Here is an 18715-nt window from a genome sequence, read left to right as displayed (position 1 = left end):
CTGCCCCCCCGACATCTACCGGCAGCTGACCCTCGCGGCGCTTTTCGCGTCCCGCGTGCCCTTTTGTGCCCGGCCCGGTCATCCCGGCGCCGGGCACAGCCTTTTCCGGCCCGGAAATGGTCACCAAAGTCTTGCCGAAACCGTTTGTTAACCGCGCATCGCGCTAATGAAGCGTTGACGACGCGGACCTGCGACATGGGCGTCCTCGGGCGTGATCGTCACCGACGCCCGTGAAGCCATGCCGGTCGAATACGAGCTCTTTTCGACGATGCCAGTCCCGCGCGAGGCCAGCGCGGGCAACGGGCGGCGACGGCTCGCGTCCGGCTTTCGGGCGCGATCGGCAACGGCACGGTCGAGGCAGGCGAGGTGTGGGAGTGTCTTCATGACGACGGGGCGCGGCAAGGCAGGGAGCGATGCCGCTGGCGGACCGGCCCGTCACATTCCCGTCCTGCTCGCCGAGGTCATGACGGCGCTCGCCCTGGAGCCCGGCGCGACCGTCATCGACGGCACCTTCGGCGCTGGCGGCTATAGCCGCGCCATTCTCGATGCCGGCGGCACGCAGGTCCTCGCCATCGATCGCGACCCGACCGCGATCGCCGGCGGCGCCGCGCTGGTCGCCGCGTCCCAAGGCCGGCTCGATCTGGTCGAGGGCCGCTTCTCGCGGCTCGACGCCATCGCGCGCGAGCGCGGCCATCCGGCGGTCGATGCCGTGGTGCTCGACATCGGGGTCTCCTCCATGCAGCTCGACGAAGCCGAGCGCGGCTTCTCGTTCCGTTTCGACGGTCCGCTCGACATGCGCATGGCGATATCCGGCGAGAGCGCCGCCGATCTCGTCGCGCGCCTGCCCGAGGCCGAACTCGCCGACCTCATCTATCGTTATGGCGAGGAACGCCTGTCGCGACCGATCGCCAAGGCGATCGTGCGCGAGCGGGCGCTGCAGCCGATCGAGACGACGCGCCGGCTCGCCGACATCGTCGCCCGCGTCGTGCGCGGCAAGCCGGGCGACATCCATCCGGCGACCCGCACCTTCCAGGCGCTGCGCATCGCGGTGAACGAGGAGCTTGCCGAGCTCGAGCAGGCGCTGGCCGCAGCCGAGCGCGTCCTGAGGCCGGGCGGGCGCCTCGTCGTCGTCACCTTCCATTCGCTCGAGGATCGCATCGTCAAGCAGTTCCTCAGCCAACGCGCCGCGGTCAGCGCGGGCGGCTCCCGCCATGCTCCGGCCGCGGCGGTCGCCGAGCCGACCTTCACCCTTCTCGGCCGCAAGGCGGTGGCGGCCGGCGAAGCCGAGGCGGCGGCCAATCCGCGCGCCCGCTCGGCCAAGCTGCGCGCCGCCGTGCGAACCGGCGCTCCGGCCCGGGAGGCGCGGTCATGATGCGCTTTCTCCATATCCTCGTCATCGCCACGCTGATCGTCGCCGCGGTCGTGGTCTATCGCGTCAAATACGAAGCGACGCGCCATGCCGAGGAGGTCGCCAAGCTCAAGCTCGAGATCAACCGCGAGCGCGAGGCGATCGCCGAGCTGAAGGCGCAATGGGCAAGGCTCAACCGTCCGGACCGCCTGCAGGCGCTCGCCGAACGTCATCTGAGCCTGCGGCCGCTCGCCATCGACCAGATGAGCACGCTGACCAATCTGCCCGACAAGCCCTATGTCGACCCGGATCCGATCGGCTCGATGCTGGAGGCCATGGACGGCGGCGGCCTCGCCGATCCGACGATCACCGGTTCGACCCGCGGCACCCCCGTGCCGCCCCGCCGGCCGCAGCAGGGAGCGCGTTGATGGAACCGAATGCGGCCGTCGAAACCGGGGCCGGGCGGGGCATGCAGGCGCTGCGGCCACGCTTCCTCATGCGCGCGCGCCTGTTCTTCGCCTGGCTGCTCGCCGGTCCCCAGGCCGAGCGCCTGAAGAAGGCCAAGGCGCGGGTCGGCCTCGCCATGGTCGGCTTCGGCGGCCTCTACCTGGTCATCGCCACCGCCATGGTCCTCTACGCGGTCAATGGCGACCCGGCGCAGCGCAATGCCGGCCGGGCGCAGGATGCCGTGTCCTCGGCCCGGCCCGACATCATCGACCGCAACGGCGAGGTGCTGGCGACCGACATCCGCACCCAGTCGCTGTTCGCCGAGCCGCGCAAGCTGGCCGCGAGCTTCGACGTCGACGAGGCGACCGAGCTGCTCACCGCCGTTCTGCCGGATCTCGACCAGCGCGAGGTGCGCGAACGCCTGCGCTCGGGCAAGGGTTTCGTCTGGCTGCGCCGCGAGATCACCCGCGAGCAGCAGGCGCAGATCCATCGGCTCGGCATTCCCGGCATCGGCTTCCTGCGCGAGGCCAAGCGCTCCTACCCGAACGGCCCGACCCTGTCGCACGTGCTCGGCCATGTCGACATCGACAACCAGGGCATTGCCGGCCTCGAGCGCTATATCGACCGGCGCGGCCTTGCCGAGCTGCACCGCGCGGGCTTTGCCACCAGCCGCAACCAGGAGCCGGTCCAGCTCTCCATCGACCTGCGCGTGCAGCACGTGCTGCGCGACGAGATGCTGAAGGCCTTCCAGCGCTTCCGGGCGAAGGCCGCGGCCGGCGTGATCATGGACGTCGACACCGGCGAGATCATCGCCATGGCCTCGATCCCCGATTACGACCCGAACCATCCCGGCGGCTCGCACGGCGACGACCGGATCAACCGGCTGACCACCGGCGTGTTCGAGATGGGCTCGGTCATGAAGGCGCTGACCCTCGCCATGGCGATGGATTCCGGGCGCTTCAACATCAATTCGGCGATCGATGCCCGCTTTCCCTTCTCGATCGGCCGGCATCAGGTGAAGGACTTCCACGCCCAGCGCCGCGTGCTGACGCTGCCGGAGGTCTTCACCTATTCCTCCAATATCGGCACCAGCCGGCTGGCGCTTGCGCTCGGCGGCGAGCATCAGCGCGCCTTCCTGCGCCGCATGGGCCAGTTGACCCGCCTGCAGACCGAGCTGCCGGAAAGCGCGGCGCCGCTGCTGCCGCGCCGCTGGGCCGAGATCACCACGGCCACCGTCTCGTTCGGCCACGGCCTGTCGGTCGCGCCGCTGCAGGCGGTCATGGGCACGGCGGCGCTCGTCAATGGCGGCCTTCTGATCACCCCGACCTTCCTGCGCCGCACGCCGGAACAGGCACGCGCGGTCGCGACCCGCGTCATCCGGCCGGAAACCTCGGCCAACATGCGCTTCCTGATGCGTCTCAACGCCGAGCGCGGCTCGGGCCGGCGCGCCGATGTCGAGGGCTATTATGTCGGCGGCAAGACCGGCACGGCCGAAAAGGTCATCGGCGGCCGCTATGCCAAGGACCGGCTGCTCAATTCGTTCATGGCGGTGTTCCCGGCCGATCAACCGCGCTACATCCTCCTGATCACGCTCGACGAGCCGAAAGGCATTCCCGAGACGCATGGCCTGGCGACCGCCGGCTTCAACGCCGCGCCGACCGCCGGCCGGGTGATCGCCCGCGCCGCGCCGCTGCTCGGTCTGCAGCCGCGTTTCGACATGGCGCCGGCCGCCCAGGCGATCCAGGTCGGCTATCGTGGTCCCGGCGGCCGGTAACGGGCCGCCGCACAGTGCATTCCGCGCCCCGGGCCCGCCCGGGCTTGTCCTACCGTTCGACTGGCCGAAGCCATCATGGATCTTGCCGCTCTCCTGAAGGACGAAACACCGTCGGCTCTCGCGACGCTCGGCCTCGCCGGTCTCACCGCCGACAGCCGCGCGGTGCGCCCGGGCACGGTGTTTTTCGCGCTGAAGGGCGAGAAGGTCGACGGCATGGCCTATGCCGAGGCCGCGGCCAAGGCCGGCGCCGTCGCCATCGTCACCGACAGTGCCGCGGCGCCCGTGGCGGTGGCCGGGGTGCCGGTCGTCAAGGTCGCCAACGGCCGCCTGAGCCTGGCGCTCGCCGCAAGCCGGTTCTATCCGCGCCAGCCCGCGACCATCGCCGCGGTGACCGGCACGTCGGGCAAGACCTCGGTCGCCGCCTTCGTCCGCCAGATCTTCGCCGCCGAGGGTTTTCAGGCGGCCTCCATCGGGACGGTCGGCGTGACGAGGCCGAGCGGCCAGGTCTATGGCGGACTGACCACGCCCGATCCGCTGACCCTGCACCAGACGCTTGACACGCTTGCCGGCGAGGGCGTCACCCATCTCGCCTTCGAAGCCTCGTCCCACGGGCTCGACCAGTTCCGGCTCGACGGCGTCAGGATCGCCGCCGCCGCCTTCACCAACCTGTCGCGCGACCATCTCGACTATCACGAGACGGTCGAAGCCTATCGCGCCGCCAAGCTCAGGCTGTTCACCGAACTGCTGCCGGCCGGCGGCACGGCGGTGGTCATGGCCGGCCCCGAAGGCCGTCCCTTTGCCGACGCGGCCCGGGCGCGCGGCCTCCGGCTGATCGCGATCGGCCGGCGTGCCGACGATGCGCGCGACGGCATCCGCATCCTGTCCGAGACGATCGACGGCGCCGGCCAGATCGTCGGCCTCGCCGGCTTCGGCGACGCCTTCTCGGTCCGCATTCCGCTGCTCGGCGCCTTCCAGGTCGACAATGCCCTGGTGGCGGCGGGCCTTGCCATCGGCTGCGGCATCCAGCCGGCGCGAGCCTTCGCCGCGCTGGAGACGCTCGAGGGCGCCAAGGGCCGGCTCGAATTCGTCGGCGCGCTGAACGGCGCGCCTGTCGTCGTCGACTATGCCCATAAGCCCGACGCGCTGGACAAGGTGCTGCAGGCTGCACGGCCCTTCGCCTCCGGCCGGCTGGTCGTCGTGTTCGGCTGCGGCGGCGACCGCGATCCGGGCAAGCGCCCGATCATGGGGCGCATCGCGGTCGAGCGGGCCGACCGCGTGATCGTCACCGACGACAATCCGCGCTCGGAGGATCCGGCCGCCATCCGCGCCGCGATCATGGCCGCGGCGCGCGGCGCCGAGGAGATCGGCGACCGCGCCGAAGCGATCCGCGCGGCGGTCCGGGACCTGAAAGAGGGGGATCTCCTGGTCATTGCCGGAAAAGGCCACGAAACCGGCCAGATTGTCGGCTCGGTGACCTTGCCCTTCTCCGACCATGAGGTTGCGGCGAAGGCGATCAGCGACTGCGAGGCGACCGCCGCCACGAAAGGGCCTGCCGCATGACTGCCATGACCGAGAGCCATCCGCTCTGGACGACGGAGGCACTCGCCCGTGCCATGGGCGCGCGCCTCGTCGGCGCCCCCGCACGGACGGTCTCCGACATTTCCATCGACAGCCGGACCCTCGCGCCCGGCGAAGCCTATGTGGCCCTGAAGGGCCTCGCCCATGACGGCCATGCCTTCGTCGCCGCCGCCCTCGACAAGGGCGCGGCCTTCGCCGTGGTCTCGGAGGACTGGGCCACGGGCGCGCCGGCCGGACGCTATCTCGTCGTCGCCGATCCGCTGAAGGCCCTGGAAAAGGCCGGCATGGCCGCTCGCGCCCGCACCGCGGCGCGCATCGTGGCGGTCACCGGATCGGTCGGCAAGACCTCGACCAAGGAGGCGCTCGCCCACGTGCTCCAGCGCGAAGGCCGCACCCATGCGCCGCCGAAGAGCTTCAACAACCATATCGGCGTGCCGCTGACGCTCGCGCGGATGCCCGCGGCGAGCCAGTTCGGCGTGTTCGAGATCGGCATGAACCATGCCGGCGAGATCACGCCGCTCACCCGCATGGTGCGCCCGGACGTGGCGGTCATCACCACGATCGAGGCCGTGCATCTGGAAAATCTCGGCTCGATCGAAGCCATCGCCGATGCCAAGGCCGAGATCTTCGCCGGCGTCGAGCATGGCGGCGCGGCGGTGCTGCCGCGCGACAGCCGCTTCTTCGACCGCCTGGCGGGTGCCGCGCGCGCCGCCGGCATCGACACGATCCTGTCCTTCGGCGAGCACGAGGAGGCCGATGTCCGGCTGCTGCGCGTATCGCTGTCGGCGCAATACTCCACCGTCCATGCCAGCATCGTCGGGCAGGAGGTCGCCTACAAGCTCGGCTCCCCGGGCCGGCATCTTGCGATGAATTCGCTGGCCGTGCTGGCGGCGGCCAAGCTCGTCGGCGCCGACCTCGCCATTGCCGCGCTCGCCCTCTCCGACATGCGGGCGGTGGCCGGCCGCGGCGAAAGGCTGCTGCGCCGCCTGCCGCAGGGCCAGTTCACGCTGCTCGACGAAAGCTACAACGCCAATCCGGTTTCGGTGCGCGCGGCGCTCGCCGTGCTCGGCGCGGTCAAGCCGGCGCCAGGCGGGCGCCGGATCGCCGTGCTCGGCGACATGCTGGAACTCGGCGCGGATGGCGCCCGGCTGCATGCCGGGCTCGCCGGGCCGCTGGCCGATGCCCATGTCGACCTCGTCTTCTGCTCCGGCCCCCTGATGGAAAATCTGTGGAAGGCCTTGCCAGTCGGCCGTCGGGGCGCTTATGCCGCAACCTCGGCCGAGCTTGAGCCCGAGGTGATCCGCACCCTCAGGTCCGGCGACATCGTCATGGTCAAGGGGTCGCGCGGCAGCCGCATGGCGCCGCTGGTCGAGACCCTGAAAGCCAAGTTCCCCGCCGAGGTCATCGACGACGCCCAGCTCGGCGCGGCCTGAGACCGTCAAGAGAGACTGCCGAAAGATGTTCGCTTTCCTTGCCGAATTCACCACCGTCTTCGGACCGCTCAACATCTTTCGCTACATCACCTTCCGCACGGGCGGGGCGATCGTCACGGCGCTGATCTTCGTCTTCCTGTTCGGGCCCGGCCTCATCCAGCTGCTGCGCCTGAAGCAGGGCAAGGGCCAGCCGATCCGGTCCGATGGGCCGGAAAGCCACCTGGCCAAGAAAGGCACGCCGACCATGGGCGGCCTGATGATCCTGTCCGGCGTCGTCATCTCGACGCTGCTCTGGGCCAATCTGCGCAGCCCCTATGTCTGGGTCCTGCTGTTCGTCACCCTCGGCTTCGGCGCCATCGGCTTCTACGACGACTATCTGAAGGTGACCAAGCAGACCCATGCCGGGTTCTCGTCGCGCGCCCGCCTCGCGCTCGAATTCGTCATTGCCGGCCTTGCCGTGACCGCGGTCGTCTATGTCACGCGCGAGCCGCTGAACACCTCCGTGTTCTTTCCCTTCATCAAGGACCTGTCGATCAATATCGGCTTCCTGATGATCATCTTCGGGGCGCTGGTCATCGTCGGCTCGGGCAATGCGGTGAACCTCACCGACGGCCTCGACGGCCTCGCCATCGTGCCGGTCATGATCGCCGGCGGCACGTTCGGCGTCATCGCCTATCTTTCCGGCAACGCCGTCTTCGCAAGCTATCTGCAGATCACCCATGTGCCGGGCACCGGCGAGATCGTGGTGGTGATCGGCGCCCTGATCGGCGCGGGCCTCGGCTTCCTGTGGTTCAATGCGCCGCCGGCGCAGATCTTCATGGGCGACACCGGCTCGCTGGCCCTCGGCGGGCTGATCGGCACCATCGCGGTCGCCACCAAGCACGAGATCGTGCTGGCGGTCGTCGGCGGCCTGTTCGTCCTGGAGGCCGTGTCGGTCATCGTCCAGGTCGCCTCGTTCAAGCTCACCGGCAAGCGCGTCTTCCGCATGGCGCCGATCCACCACCACTTCGAGAAGAAGGGCTGGTCGGAGCCGCAGGTCGTCGTCCGCTTCTGGATCATCGCCTTCGTGCTGGCGCTCGCGGGCCTGTCGACCCTGAAGCTCAGGTGAGCGTGATGACACCGATCCATCAGTTCGCCGGCAAGACCGTCGCGGTCTTCGGGCTCGGCGGCTCCGGCCTTGCCACCTGCGCGGCGCTCGCCGCCGGCGGCGCCCGCGTCGTCGCCTGGGACGACAATGCCGCCTCCGTCGAGAAAGCCGGCGCGGCCGGCCACGCAACCATCGACCTCGCCACGGCCGACTGGTCGGCTTTTGCCGCCCTCGTGCTGACGCCGGGCGTGCCGCTGACCCATCCCGCGCCGCACTGGACGGTCGGCAAGGCCGCCGCAGCGGGCATTCCGGTCATCGGCGACATCGAGCTGTTCTGCCGCGAGCGCGCGGCGCGCGCGCCCGATGCGCCCTTCGTCGCCATTACCGGCACCAATGGCAAGTCGACCACGACCGCGCTGATCCGGCATATTCTCGTCACCAGCGGCCGCGACACCCAGATGGGCGGCAATATCGGCACGGCGATCCTGTCGCTCGAGCCGCCGCGCGCCGGGCGCTTTCACGTCGTCGAGTGCTCGTCCTTCCAGATCGATCTTGCGCCCTCGCTCGACCCGAGCGTCGGCATCTGCCTCAACGTGACGCCTGATCATCTCGACCGGCACGGCACCATCGCAGGCTATGCCGCGGTCAAGGAGCGGCTCATTGCCGGCGTACCGAAGACCGGCATGGCGGTGATCGGCGTCGACGATACGTTCTGCCAGGCCATGGCCGACCGCGCCGAGCGGGCAGGCCGCACCGTCGTCCGCCTGTCGATCCGCAATCCCGTCGCCGACGGGCTCTGCCTCGACGGCCTCGACATCGTGCGGGTCAGGGCGGGCGCCGAGGTCTTCCGCTTCTCGAATGCCGGGATCGGTTCGCTGCGCGGCACGCACAATGCCCAGAACGCCATGGCCGCCTTCGCCGCCTGCGAGGCGCTCGGGCTGACGCACGAGACGATCGTCGCCGCCATGCGCAGCTTCCCCGGTCTCGCCCATCGCATGGAAGAGGTCGGCCGCCGCGGCAAGGTGCTGTTCGTCAACGATTCCAAGGCGACCAATGCGGATTCCGCCGAGAAGGCGCTCGCCGCCTTCCGCCGCATCTACTGGATCGCCGGCGGCAAGGCGAAGGAAGGCGGCATCGCGCCGCTCGCCGGCTATTTTCCGCGCGTCGCCAAGGCCTACCTCATCGGCGCCGCGGCCGAGGATTTCGCCGCAACGCTCGGCGCCGTGCCCCATGTCGTCGCCGGAACGCTCGATCGGGCGGTGGCGCTCGCCGCGGCCGATGCGGCCGCCGACGGCGAAGCCGATCCGGTCGTCCTGCTGTCGCCCGCCTGCGCCAGCTACGACCAGTTCCCCAATTTCGAGGTGCGCGGCAAGGCCTTCCGGGACCTTGTCCTGGCCCTGCCGGGCCTGGCGCCGATCGGCGGCGGGAACTGAGCGGCTTTCCAGGGTTAACGACCCGTTGAGAAGCAGCCCTTAATCTGATCCAGCCGGCTGGCCGGGCCGGGCGATATCGCAATGGGCGCAAGACTTGTGACGCAGGCATTGGGACGGATGGAGACGAGGCATGATCTCCCGCGCTGAACGCACCGCTTTCGGCGAATGGTGGTGGACGGTCGACCGCCTGCTGCTGTTCGCCCTGTTCGGACTGATGCTCGCGGGCATCGTCCTGTCGCTCGCGGCCTCGCCCGCGGTCGCGCACCGTCTCGGGCTCGACACCTTCCACTTCGTCAATCGCCAGGTCTTCTTCCTGATCCCGGCGACGGTGGTGCTGATCATCACCTCCTTCCTGTCGCCGCGCTGGATCCGGCGTCTCGCCTTCGCCGCCTTCGTCGTCGCCCTCGTCATGGTGGTGGCCACGTTGTTCATCGGCGCCGAGATCAAGGGCGCCCGGCGCTGGCTGAATTTTGCCGGCGTCGGCCTGCAGCCCTCCGAATTCCTCAAGCCTGCCTTCGTGGTGCTGGCCGCCTGGCTTTTCGCCGAGAGCGCCAAGCGCCCTGAAATGCCGGCCAACATTCTCGCCATCCTGCTGCTGCTGGCGACGGTGACGCCGCTCGTCATGCAGCCCGACGTCGGCCAGACCACGCTGATCACCGTCGTCTGGGCGGCCCTGTTCTTCATGGCCGGCATGCGCTGGCTCTGGGTCTTCGGTCTCGCCGGCGTCGGCGCCGCCGGCCTCGTCGGCGCCTACTACACCTTCGGCCATGTCCGCCGCCGCATCGACAAGTTCCTCGAGCCGGGCACCTCCGACACCTTTCAGGTCGATGTCGCCATCGACGCCTTCCAGCAGGCCGGCTGGTTCGGCAAGGGGCCGGGCGAGGGCACGGTCAAGCGGATCATCCCGGACAGCCACACCGACTTCATCTTCGCGGTCGCCGCCGAAGAGTTCGGCGTCATGCTCTGCCTGGTCATCGTCGCGCTGTTCGCCTTCATCGTGCTGCGTTCGCTCGGCCATGCCTACAAGGACGAGGATCCGTTCTGCCGTTTCGCGGTGGCTGGCCTCGCCATGCTGTTCGGCCTGCAGAGCTGCATCAATCTGATGGTCAACCTGCACCTGATCCCGCCCAAGGGCATGACCCTGCCCTTCGTCTCCTATGGCGGCTCCTCGCTGATCGCGCTCGCTTTCGGCACGGGCATGCTGATCGCGTTGACGCGGCGGCGGCCGCGCGCCGAGACGCTGGCCGAGCTCAGCCACTATCAGGCGCGATCCTGACATGGCGGCGCCGGACCCCGCCAAGCCGCTCGTTCTCGTCTGTGCCGGCGGCACCGGCGGGCATCTGTTTCCGGCCGAGGCGCTGAGCGTCGCGCTCGGCCAGCGCGGCTGCATCGTCGATCTCGTCACCGACGAGCGGGCGGAGAAATATGGCCGCGCCTTTCCCGCGCGCGCCACGCACGTGGTCGCCTCGGCGACCGTCACCTCGAAGAATCCGCTGGCTCTCGCGCGCACGCTGTTCAACCTCGGCCGCGGCTATATGGCGGCTCGCAAGGTGGTGCGCGTGCTGCGGCCGAAGGCGGTGGTCGGCTTCGGCGGCTATCCGACGCTGCCGCCCATGTTCGCCGCGGTCCAGCTCGGCGTGCCCACCATCATCCACGACCAGAACGCCGTGATGGGCCGGGCCAACCGCCAGCTCTCGGCCAAGGTGACGGCGATCGCCACCAGCTTTCCCGGCGTGCTCGACAAGGATCCGGCGCTGGCCGCCAAGGCGAGCTTCACCGGCAATCCGGTGCGGCCGATGGTGCTGGCGGCCGCCGAGATCCCCTATGACCCGCCGACGCCGGGCGGCCCGTTCCGGCTCTGCGTCTTCGGCGGCAGCCAGGGCGCCCGCGTCATGAGCGAGGTCCTGCCGGCCGCGCTCGAACGGCTCGATGCAGATCTGCGCGCCCGCCTCCTGGTCGTGCAGCAGGCGCGCGGCGAGGACGAGGCGGCGGTCAAGGCGGCCTATGCCCGGCTCGGGATCGAGGCCGAGGTCGCGCCATTCTTCGTCGATCTGCCCGGCTGGATCGCCAGGTCCCACCTCGTCATCGCCCGTTCGGGCGCGTCGACTGTGGCCGAGCTTGCGGTGATCGGCAGGCCCTCGATCCTGGTGCCGTTGCCCCATGCGCTCGACCAGGACCAGCTCATGAATGCGGCGACCCTCGCCTCGGCGATGGCCGCGACCGTGGTCCGCCAGGCCGATTTCACCCCCGACTGGCTCGCCGGCGAACTGACGCGGATCATGACCGATCCGTCGCCGCTCGCCGCCGCCGCGGCGGCCGCGCGTGGCCAGGGCCATGCCGACGCCGCCGACCGGCTGGCCGAGCTTGTTCTTAAAACCGCCGGAATTGCCCCGGCAGGAACCACGCCATGAAACTTCCCCGCGACATTGGTCCCATCCATTTCATCGGCATCGGCGGCATCGGCATGTCCGGCATCGCCGAGGTCCTGCTCAATCTCGGCTACAAGGTGCAAGGCTCCGATGCCGCCGAAGGCTATACGATCAAGCGCCTGAAGGACCGCGGTGCGGTCGTTTCCATCGGCCACGCCACCGAAAATATCGGCCAGGCCGAGGTGGTGGTCGTCTCCACCGCCATCCGCAAGGACAATCCCGAGCTCGTGGCCGCCCGCGAGCGGCGCATCCCGGTCGTCCGGCGCGCCGAAATGCTGGCCGAGCTGATGCGGCTGAAATCCTGCGTCGCCATTGCCGGCACCCATGGCAAGACCACCACCACCTCGATGGTCTCGACCCTGCTCGACGCCGGCGGCTTCGACCCGACCATCGTCAATGGCGGCATCATCAATGCGCTCGGCACCAATGCACGGCTCGGCGCCGGCAACTGGATGGTGGTCGAGGCGGACGAATCGGACGGCTCGTTCCTCAAGCTGCCGGCCGACGTCGCCATCGTCACCAATATCGATCCTGAGCATCTCGACCATTACGGCGACTTCGACGCGGTGAAGAACGCCTTCCGGTCCTTCGTCGAGAACATTCCCTTCTACGGCTTCGCGGTCATGTGCATCGACCATCCGGTGGTGCAGGACATGGTCGGCTCGATCGCCGACCGGCGGGTGATCACCTATGGCGAGAACCCCCAGGCCGACGTGCGCATCGTCGACATCGATCTCGGCGGCGGGCGCTGCCGCTTCAAGGTGCAGTTCCGCGACCGCTCGGGCGTCGTGGTCGACGAGATCGACGACCTCGTCCTGCCCATGCCCGGCCGGCACAACGCGCTGAACGCCACGTCGGCGATTGCGGTGGCCCGCGAGCTCGGCATGGCCGGCCCGCAGATCCGCAAGGCGCTCGCCGGCTTCGGCGGCGTCAAGCGCCGCTTCACCCGCACCGGCGAGTGGAACGGCGCCACCATCTTCGACGACTACGGCCACCATCCGGTCGAGATCTCCGCCGTCCTGAAGGCGGCGCGCGCCTCCACCGACAAGCAGGTCATCGCCGTCGTCCAGCCGCACCGCTACACGCGGCTCTCCTCGCTGTTCAACGAATTCTGCACCTGCTTCAACGATGCCGACACGGTGATCGTCGCCGATGTCTATGCCGCTGGCGAACAGCCGATCCCCGGGGCCTCGCGCGACGATCTCGTGTCGGGCCTGAAGACGCGGGGCCACAAGTCGGTGATCGCGCTGGAAGGGCCGGCGGAGCTCGCCAGCATCGTCGCCGGTCTCGCCAAGCCCGGCGACTATGTCGTCTGCCTCGGTGCCGGCAACATCACGCAATGGGCCTATGCCCTGCCGGACGAGCTCGCAAAGCTGGGCGCCTCGGCCTGACGATGGCTTTCGACGACCTCACCGCCATCGTCCGCGAACGGCTGCCGGACCTGAAGGGCCCGGTCACCGCCAATGCCTCGATGAAGCCGTTTTCCTGGTTCCGCACCGGCGGGCCGGCACAGCTCCTGTTCGAGCCCGCGGACGAGGCCGATCTCGTCGCCTTCCTGGAAAAGATCCCGGCGGACTGGCCGGTCATGCCGGTTGGTCTCGGCTCGAATCTCCTGGTCCGCGACGGCGGCATACCCGGCGTGGTTATCAAACTGGGAAAAACATTCGGCGAAATCGAGATATTGCCGGACCACCTGGTGCGTGCAGGCGCTGGCGCTCCTGACGTCAAGGTTGCGCGCGCTGCCGCCGAGGCCGGCATTGCCGGTTTTGCCTTTCTGCGCGGCATTCCCGGCGCCATTGGCGGGGCGCTGCGGATGAACGGCGGCGCCTATGGCGGCGAGGTGACCGATGTCCTGGTCGAGGCGCGCGCCGTGCGGCGTGACGGCCGGGTCGCCGTGCTCGACCATGCCGCCATGGGGTTCGGCTATCGCCATTCAGCGGCGCCGGAGGATGCGATCTTCGTCTCTGCGCTGTTCCGCGGCATGCCCGGCGACCCGGCGGCGCTGCTCGCCGCCATGGACGAGATCACCCGCCAGCGCTCGGCGACCCAGCCGGTCAATACCCGCACCGGCGGCTCGACCTTCCGCAATCCGCCGGGCCATTCGGCCTGGAAGCTGGTCGACCAGGCCGGCTGCCGGGGCCTGCGGATCGGCGGCGCCCAGGTGTCGGAGCTGCACACCAATTTCCTCATCGCTTCGCCCGGGGCGACCTCGGCCGACATCGAGGAGCTCGGCGAAACCGTACGGGCACGCGTCAAGGCCGCGAGCGGCATCGAGCTTCATTGGGAAATCAAGCGCGTCGGGCTCAAGGGCCCGGTCGCCGAACGCCAGGGACGGACACCATGAGCAAACCGCACGTCGCCGTCCTGATGGGCGGCTGGTCGGCCGAGCGCAAGGTCTCGCTGGCGTCTGGCACCGCCTGCGCCGATGCGCTCGAAGGCCTCGGCTACCGTATCACCCGCATCGATGTCGGCCGCGACATTGGCGAGCGGCTGGCGGCGGTGCGGCCCGACGTCGTGCTCAACGTCACGCATGGGCGCCCCGGCGAGGACGGCACGCTGGCCGGCCTGCTCGAGGTGATGAAGATCCCCTATACCCATTCGGGCGTGCTCGCCTCGGCGCTGGCCATGGACAAGGCCATGGCCAAGCGGATGCTGGCCCAGGCCGGCGTGGCGGTGCCCGGCGGCGTCAGGGTGCACCGCCGCGAGGCGGCGCGCGAACACCTCATCCCGCGTCCCTATGTGGTCAAGCCCAATGCCGAGGGGTCCTCGATCGGCGTCTTCATCGTCACGGCAGAGCACGAGCACCCGCCGCAGGAGCTCAATTCGGCCGACTGGGCGCTGGACGAGACGGTGCTGGTCGAACCCTTCATCGCGGGCCGCGAACTGACCTGCGCCGTGATGGGCGACCGGGCCCTGGCCGTCATCGAAATCGTGCAGGACAACCGCTTCTACGACTATGAGGCGAAATATGCGCCGGGTGGTTCGCGGCACCTGATTCCTGCACCGCTTAAACCAAATATTTACTCTGAGGTCCAAAGACTGTCCCTCGCAGCGCATCAAGCGCTCGGCTGTAAAGGGGTCAGCCGTGCGGACTTCAGATACGACGACACGCCCGGTGGCACCGGGGCGCTCGTCTGTCTCGAAGTCAACACGCAGCCCGGGATGACCGGGACTTCGCTCGTCCCCGATATGGCCGCTCACGAAGGGATTTCGTTCGCAGAGCTGGTCGAATGGATGGTGTTGGACGCCTCGCTGGATCGCTGATCGCACGGCTCGACAGGGCCGGTGCCGACGCGCTCTTGCGCGTGCACCGTATCCTGCTCGCTCGCTATCGCCGCAGCCTCGCGGAAGCGCAGGCCGCGTCGGACGAGCCCTATTCGCGGCCGAGCGCCTGGGACTTCTGGCTGCGCCGGCTGTCGGTGCGAATCGCCAATCTGCACATTCCCCGCCACGCCGGCATCTACGCGACCGTCGCGCTGATGGCGGCCACCGGCCTCTACGGCATTCAGCGCGGCGGCCATTGGCCCGCGGTGAACGGTGCCTTGCTCGCCTTCGGCGACGACATGGCCAATGCCGCCGGCCTGCAGGTGCGTGCGGTCCGGCTGACCGGCAACACCAAGCTCAGCCAGCCGGAGATCCTCGAGGCTGCCGGCATCGGCCCCAACACCTCGGTTCTCTTCTTCGATCCGGACGCGGCGCGCACGCGCCTGACGGCCAATCCCTGGATCGCCGAGGCGACCGTGCAGAAGCTCTATCCCGACCAGCTCCTGGTCGAGATCGTCGAGCGCGAGGCCTTCGCCCTCTGGCAGCGGGACGGCAAGATCGCCGTGATCGCGGCGGACGGCACCGTGATCGTCGACCAGCTCGACAGCCGCTTCCAGCATCTGCCCCTGGTGGTGGGGGCGGGCGCCGAGAAGCGCGTCCAGGAAATCGTCGGCCTGATGAACGCCCGGCCGACCATCGCCTCGGCGGTGCGGGCCGCGGTGCTCGTCGCCGAGCGGCGCTGGACGCTGGTGCTGAAGAACGGCATCGACGTGCGCCTGCCGGATACCGATGTCGAGGGCGCGCTGGCGACGCTGGCGCGGCTCGATGCCGAAAAGAAGCTGATGACCCGGGACGTGTCGATGATCGACCTGCGCGTGCCCGGCCGCGTCACCGTGCGCCTGTCGGACGAGGCTTTCCGCGCCCACGAAGCCGCGATCAAAGAGCGCCAGCGTGCCCGGCGCAGGGCGGGAACTGCCACATGACCTCCCCGTTCAAACACGGCCTGACCCCGAAGATGCGGCCGATCTCGCCCCGTCGATCGGCCATCCTGTGCGTGCTCGACATCGGCACGTCGAAGATCGTCTGCCTGATCGCCCGGCTCAGGCCGCGCGAGGGTTCCGACATCCTGCCGAATCGCACGCACAAGGCGGAGGTCCTCGGCATCGGCCACACCCGCGCCCGGGGCATGAAGTCGGGCGCGATCGCCGACATGGCCAAGGCCGAGGCGTCGATCCGCCAGGCGGTCGATGCCGCCGAGCGCATGGCCGAGGTCCAGGTCGACCGGGTCATCGTCACCGTGTCGGCGGGCCGCATCGGCTCGGAGCAGTACGAGGCGCGCGTCACCTGCGCCTCGCCGCGCGTGCAGGATCACGACCTGCACCGGGTGCTGGCCGCGTCCTCCGACCATTCGGTGCGCCAGGGGCGCGCCGTGCTGCATTCCATGCCGATCGGCTTCCGGCTCGACGACACGCGCGGCATCAAGGATCCGCGCGGCATGCTCGGCTCGAGCCTCGGCGTCGACATGCATGTCGCGACCTGCGACGCCGCGACCGCGCGCAACCTGATGCTCTGCGTCGAGCGCTGCCACCTCACCGTCGAGGCGATGATCGCCGCCCCCTTCGCCTCGGGCCTTGCCGTGCTCACCGACGACGAGGCCGAGCTCGGCACGGTCTGCATCGACATGGGTGCGGGCACCACGACACTCGCCGTCTTCGCCGGCGGCCACTTCATCCACGCCGATGCCGTCGCCATCGGCTCGCATCACGTGACCATGGACATCGCCCGCGGCCTCTCGGCGCGCCTCAGCGACGCCGAGCGCATCAAGGTGCTGAACGGGGCGTGCTTCGCGGCGAAGTCGGACGAGCGCGACATCATCAACGTGCCCTCGATCTCCGAGGACGAGCGCGACCTGCCGAACCAGGTGACCCGCGCGCAGGTGATCCGCATCATCCGTCCGCGCATCGACGAGATCCTGGAAATGCTGCGCGACCGGCTGACCGCCTCGGGCGCGGCCGCCGATGCCGGCCGCCGTGTCGTCCTGACCGGCGGCGGCTCGCAGCTTCCCGGCCTCGCCGATCTCGCCTCCCAGGTCCTCGGCCGCCAGGTGCGCATCGCCCGCCCGGTCGGCATTACCGGCCTGCCCGACAGCGCCAAGGGCCCGCCCTTCGCCGCCGCCGTCGGGCTCACCGTCTATCCGCAGATCGCGGGCATCGAGCATTTCGAGCCGCAGCGGCGCTTCTTCGCCGCGACCGGTACCGACGGCTACTTCTCGCGTGTCGGCAAGTGGATACGGGACAGTTTCTGAAGTCGATCCGGCCGGCGACGATGCCGGCTGGAAAAAAAATGTCGCAGGACGGGTGCCACCGGCCGCGAAACCTGAGTTAGAAACGCGACGTGGCTGTCGCGCGAGTGATTCGAACGAGGCTCATGATGACGATCAACCTGAAGATGCCCGATATCCGGGAACTCAAGCCCCGGATCACAGTATTCGGGGTGGGTGGCGCCGGCGGCAACGCCGTCAACAACATGATCGAGGGCGGTCTGCTCGGTTGTGATTTCGTCGTGGCCAACACCGATGCCCAGGCGCTGCTTTCGGCCAAGGCCGAGCGCATCATTCAGATGGGCATGGCGGTCACCTCGGGTCTCGGCGCGGGCTCGCATCCCGAGGTCGGCGCCGCCGCCGCGGAAGAAGTGCTCGACGAGATCCGCGACCAGCTCGCCGGCTCGCACATGGCCTTCATCACCGCCGGCATGGGCGGCGGCACGGGCACGGGCGCAGCGCCCGTCATCGCCCGCGTCGCCCGAGAGCTCGGCATCCTGACCGTCGGCGTGGTCACCAAGCCGTTCCACTTCGAGGGTGCCCGCCGCATGAAGACGGCGGAGACGGGCATCGTCGAGCTGCAGAAGTCGGTCGACACGCTGATCGTCATCCCGAACCAGAACCTGTTCCGGGTGGCCAACGAGAAGACCACCTTCACCGATGCCTTCGCGATGGCCGACCAGGTGCTCTATTCGGGCGTTGCCTGCATCACCGACCTGATGGTCAAGGAAGGCCTGATCAACCTCGACTTCGCCGACGTCCGCGCCGTCATGCGCGACATGGGCAAGGCGATGATGGGCACGGGCGAGGCGACCGGCGAGCGCCGCGCCATCACCGCCGCGGAGGGCGCGATCGCCAATCCGCTGCTCGACGACGTCTCGATGCGGGGTGCCCGCGGCCTGCTCATCTCGATCACCGGCGGCAACGACCTCACCCTGTTCGAGGTCGACGAGGCCGCGACCCGCATCCGTGAGGAGGTCGATCCGGAGGCCAACATCATCCTCGGTGCGACCTTCGATGCGGCGCTCGACGGCACGATCCGCGTTTCCGTGGTCGCCACCGGCATCGATCATCTGCCCGGCCAGGTCGCCGGCGGTTCCAGCATCGCCGACCTGACGGCCAAGCTGAAGCAGAACACGCAGAAGCTCGCCGCCATGACGCCGTCGGCCCCCGAGGCCCGGCACATGCCCGAGCCCATGCCCGTCGAGGCACCGCGCGCGCCGGTCATGGAAGCACCGGTGCCGCCGCCGCAGCCGGTCGTCGCCGCCGGCGACGTCATGCTGCAGCCGGTTCCGGCCAAGCCCTCGCTGTTCCGCGAAGCTCCGGTCGAGCTCGACGCGCCGCGCTTGCCGCCGCGTGACGAGCCGCTGCCGGCCCGCGAGTTCATTCCGCCCGCGGCCGAGAAGCCGGCGCGCCAGGTGCGCATGCCGAGCGTCGACGAGCTGCCGCGGCCGGCCCAGCAGCAGGTTCGGGCCGCCCAGGCCCATGCCCAGGTGCAGGCCCATGTCGCCCCGCCTGTGGAAAACCCGGTGGAGCGCAAGCGCACTTCGCTGATGGACAAGCTCGCCGCGATCGGCTTCACCCGCCGCAGCGAGGAGCCGG

The 18715-nt window shown here is 69.5% G+C and carries 15 protein-coding genes; all 15 read left to right on the top strand.

From position 1 onward, the window contains the following. Nucleotides 1-382: 382 nt before the first annotated feature. Nucleotides 383-1372, top strand: coding sequence for a 16S rRNA (cytosine(1402)-N(4))-methyltransferase RsmH (gene rsmH, locus OZ671_RS30005; RefSeq protein ID WP_268864110.1), 990 nt, complete (start codon nucleotides 383-385; stop codon nucleotides 1370-1372). Then, the gene (gene ftsL / locus OZ671_RS30000; protein WP_268864109.1) at nucleotides 1369-1776 is read left to right on the top strand and encodes a cell division protein FtsL; all 408 of its coding nucleotides are present in this window, start codon (nucleotides 1369-1371) and stop codon (nucleotides 1774-1776) included. The genes rsmH and ftsL overlap by 4 nt, the downstream gene beginning before the upstream one ends. Nucleotides 1777-1844: 68 nt before the next feature. Then, nucleotides 1845-3569 (top strand): peptidoglycan D,D-transpeptidase FtsI family protein, encoded by a 1725-nt coding sequence (locus OZ671_RS29995; protein ID WP_038304463.1) that lies wholly within the window; start codon nucleotides 1845-1847, stop codon nucleotides 3567-3569. A gap of 75 nt (nucleotides 3570-3644) precedes the next feature. Then, nucleotides 3645-5129, top strand: coding sequence for a UDP-N-acetylmuramoyl-L-alanyl-D-glutamate--2,6-diaminopimelate ligase (locus tag OZ671_RS29990; protein WP_268864108.1), 1485 nt, complete (start codon nucleotides 3645-3647; stop codon nucleotides 5127-5129). 5 nt (nucleotides 5130-5134) lie between these two features. Further along, nucleotides 5135-6580 (top strand): UDP-N-acetylmuramoylalanyl-D-glutamyl-2,6-diaminopimelate--D-alanyl-D-alanine ligase, encoded by a 1446-nt coding sequence (locus tag OZ671_RS29985; RefSeq protein WP_268864111.1) that lies wholly within the window; start codon nucleotides 5135-5137, stop codon nucleotides 6578-6580. A gap of 25 nt (nucleotides 6581-6605) precedes the next feature. Next, the gene (gene mraY, locus OZ671_RS29980; RefSeq protein ID WP_038304459.1) at nucleotides 6606-7688 is read left to right on the top strand and encodes a phospho-N-acetylmuramoyl-pentapeptide-transferase; all 1083 of its coding nucleotides are present in this window, start codon (nucleotides 6606-6608) and stop codon (nucleotides 7686-7688) included. Between the two features lie 5 nt (nucleotides 7689-7693). Further along, complete coding sequence (gene murD, locus OZ671_RS29975; protein WP_268864107.1) at nucleotides 7694-9100, top strand: UDP-N-acetylmuramoyl-L-alanine--D-glutamate ligase; 1407 nt, start codon at nucleotides 7694-7696, stop codon at nucleotides 9098-9100. Between the two features lie 130 nt (nucleotides 9101-9230). Then, nucleotides 9231-10376 carry an FtsW/RodA/SpoVE family cell cycle protein gene (locus OZ671_RS29970; RefSeq protein ID WP_268864106.1) on the top strand — a complete coding sequence of 382 codons (1146 nt, stop codon included), beginning with the start codon at nucleotides 9231-9233 and terminating at the stop codon, nucleotides 10374-10376. Between the two features lies 1 nt (nucleotide 10377). Continuing rightward, a complete protein-coding gene (gene murG, locus OZ671_RS29965) occupies nucleotides 10378-11511 on the top strand; it encodes an undecaprenyldiphospho-muramoylpentapeptide beta-N-acetylglucosaminyltransferase (RefSeq protein WP_268864105.1) in 1134 nt (377 codons plus the stop codon). Beyond that, the gene (gene murC / locus OZ671_RS29960; RefSeq protein ID WP_268864104.1) at nucleotides 11508-12920 is read left to right on the top strand and encodes a UDP-N-acetylmuramate--L-alanine ligase; all 1413 of its coding nucleotides are present in this window, start codon (nucleotides 11508-11510) and stop codon (nucleotides 12918-12920) included. The genes murG and murC overlap by 4 nt, the downstream gene beginning before the upstream one ends. Nucleotides 12921-12922: 2 nt before the next feature. Continuing rightward, on the top strand, nucleotides 12923-13873 hold the full coding sequence (gene murB / locus OZ671_RS29955; RefSeq protein ID WP_268864103.1) for a UDP-N-acetylmuramate dehydrogenase: 951 nt from the start codon (nucleotides 12923-12925) through the stop codon (nucleotides 13871-13873). Beyond that, nucleotides 13870-14793 carry a D-alanine--D-alanine ligase gene (locus OZ671_RS29950; protein ID WP_038304451.1) on the top strand — a complete coding sequence of 308 codons (924 nt, stop codon included), beginning with the start codon at nucleotides 13870-13872 and terminating at the stop codon, nucleotides 14791-14793. Before murB ends, OZ671_RS29950 begins: the two co-directional genes overlap by 4 nt. After that, nucleotides 14760-15776: a cell division protein FtsQ/DivIB gene (locus OZ671_RS29945; protein ID WP_038304450.1), complete on the top strand. Its 1017-nt coding sequence runs from the start codon at nucleotides 14760-14762 to the stop codon at nucleotides 15774-15776. Before OZ671_RS29950 ends, OZ671_RS29945 begins: the two co-directional genes overlap by 34 nt. Next, nucleotides 15773-17098 (top strand): cell division protein FtsA, encoded by a 1326-nt coding sequence (ftsA, locus tag OZ671_RS29940; RefSeq protein ID WP_038304449.1) that lies wholly within the window; start codon nucleotides 15773-15775, stop codon nucleotides 17096-17098. The genes OZ671_RS29945 and ftsA overlap by 4 nt, the downstream gene beginning before the upstream one ends. Before the next feature lie 125 nt (nucleotides 17099-17223). Continuing rightward, on the top strand, nucleotides 17224-18715 hold a 1492-nt coding region (gene ftsZ, locus OZ671_RS29935), incomplete at its 3' end, for a cell division protein FtsZ (protein WP_268864102.1).

This window comes from Phreatobacter sp. AB_2022a, from assembly GCF_026847585.1.
Classification (GTDB): domain Bacteria; phylum Pseudomonadota; class Alphaproteobacteria; order Rhizobiales; family Phreatobacteraceae; genus Phreatobacter.
This window is presented reverse-complemented; position numbering and strand designations above follow the sequence as displayed.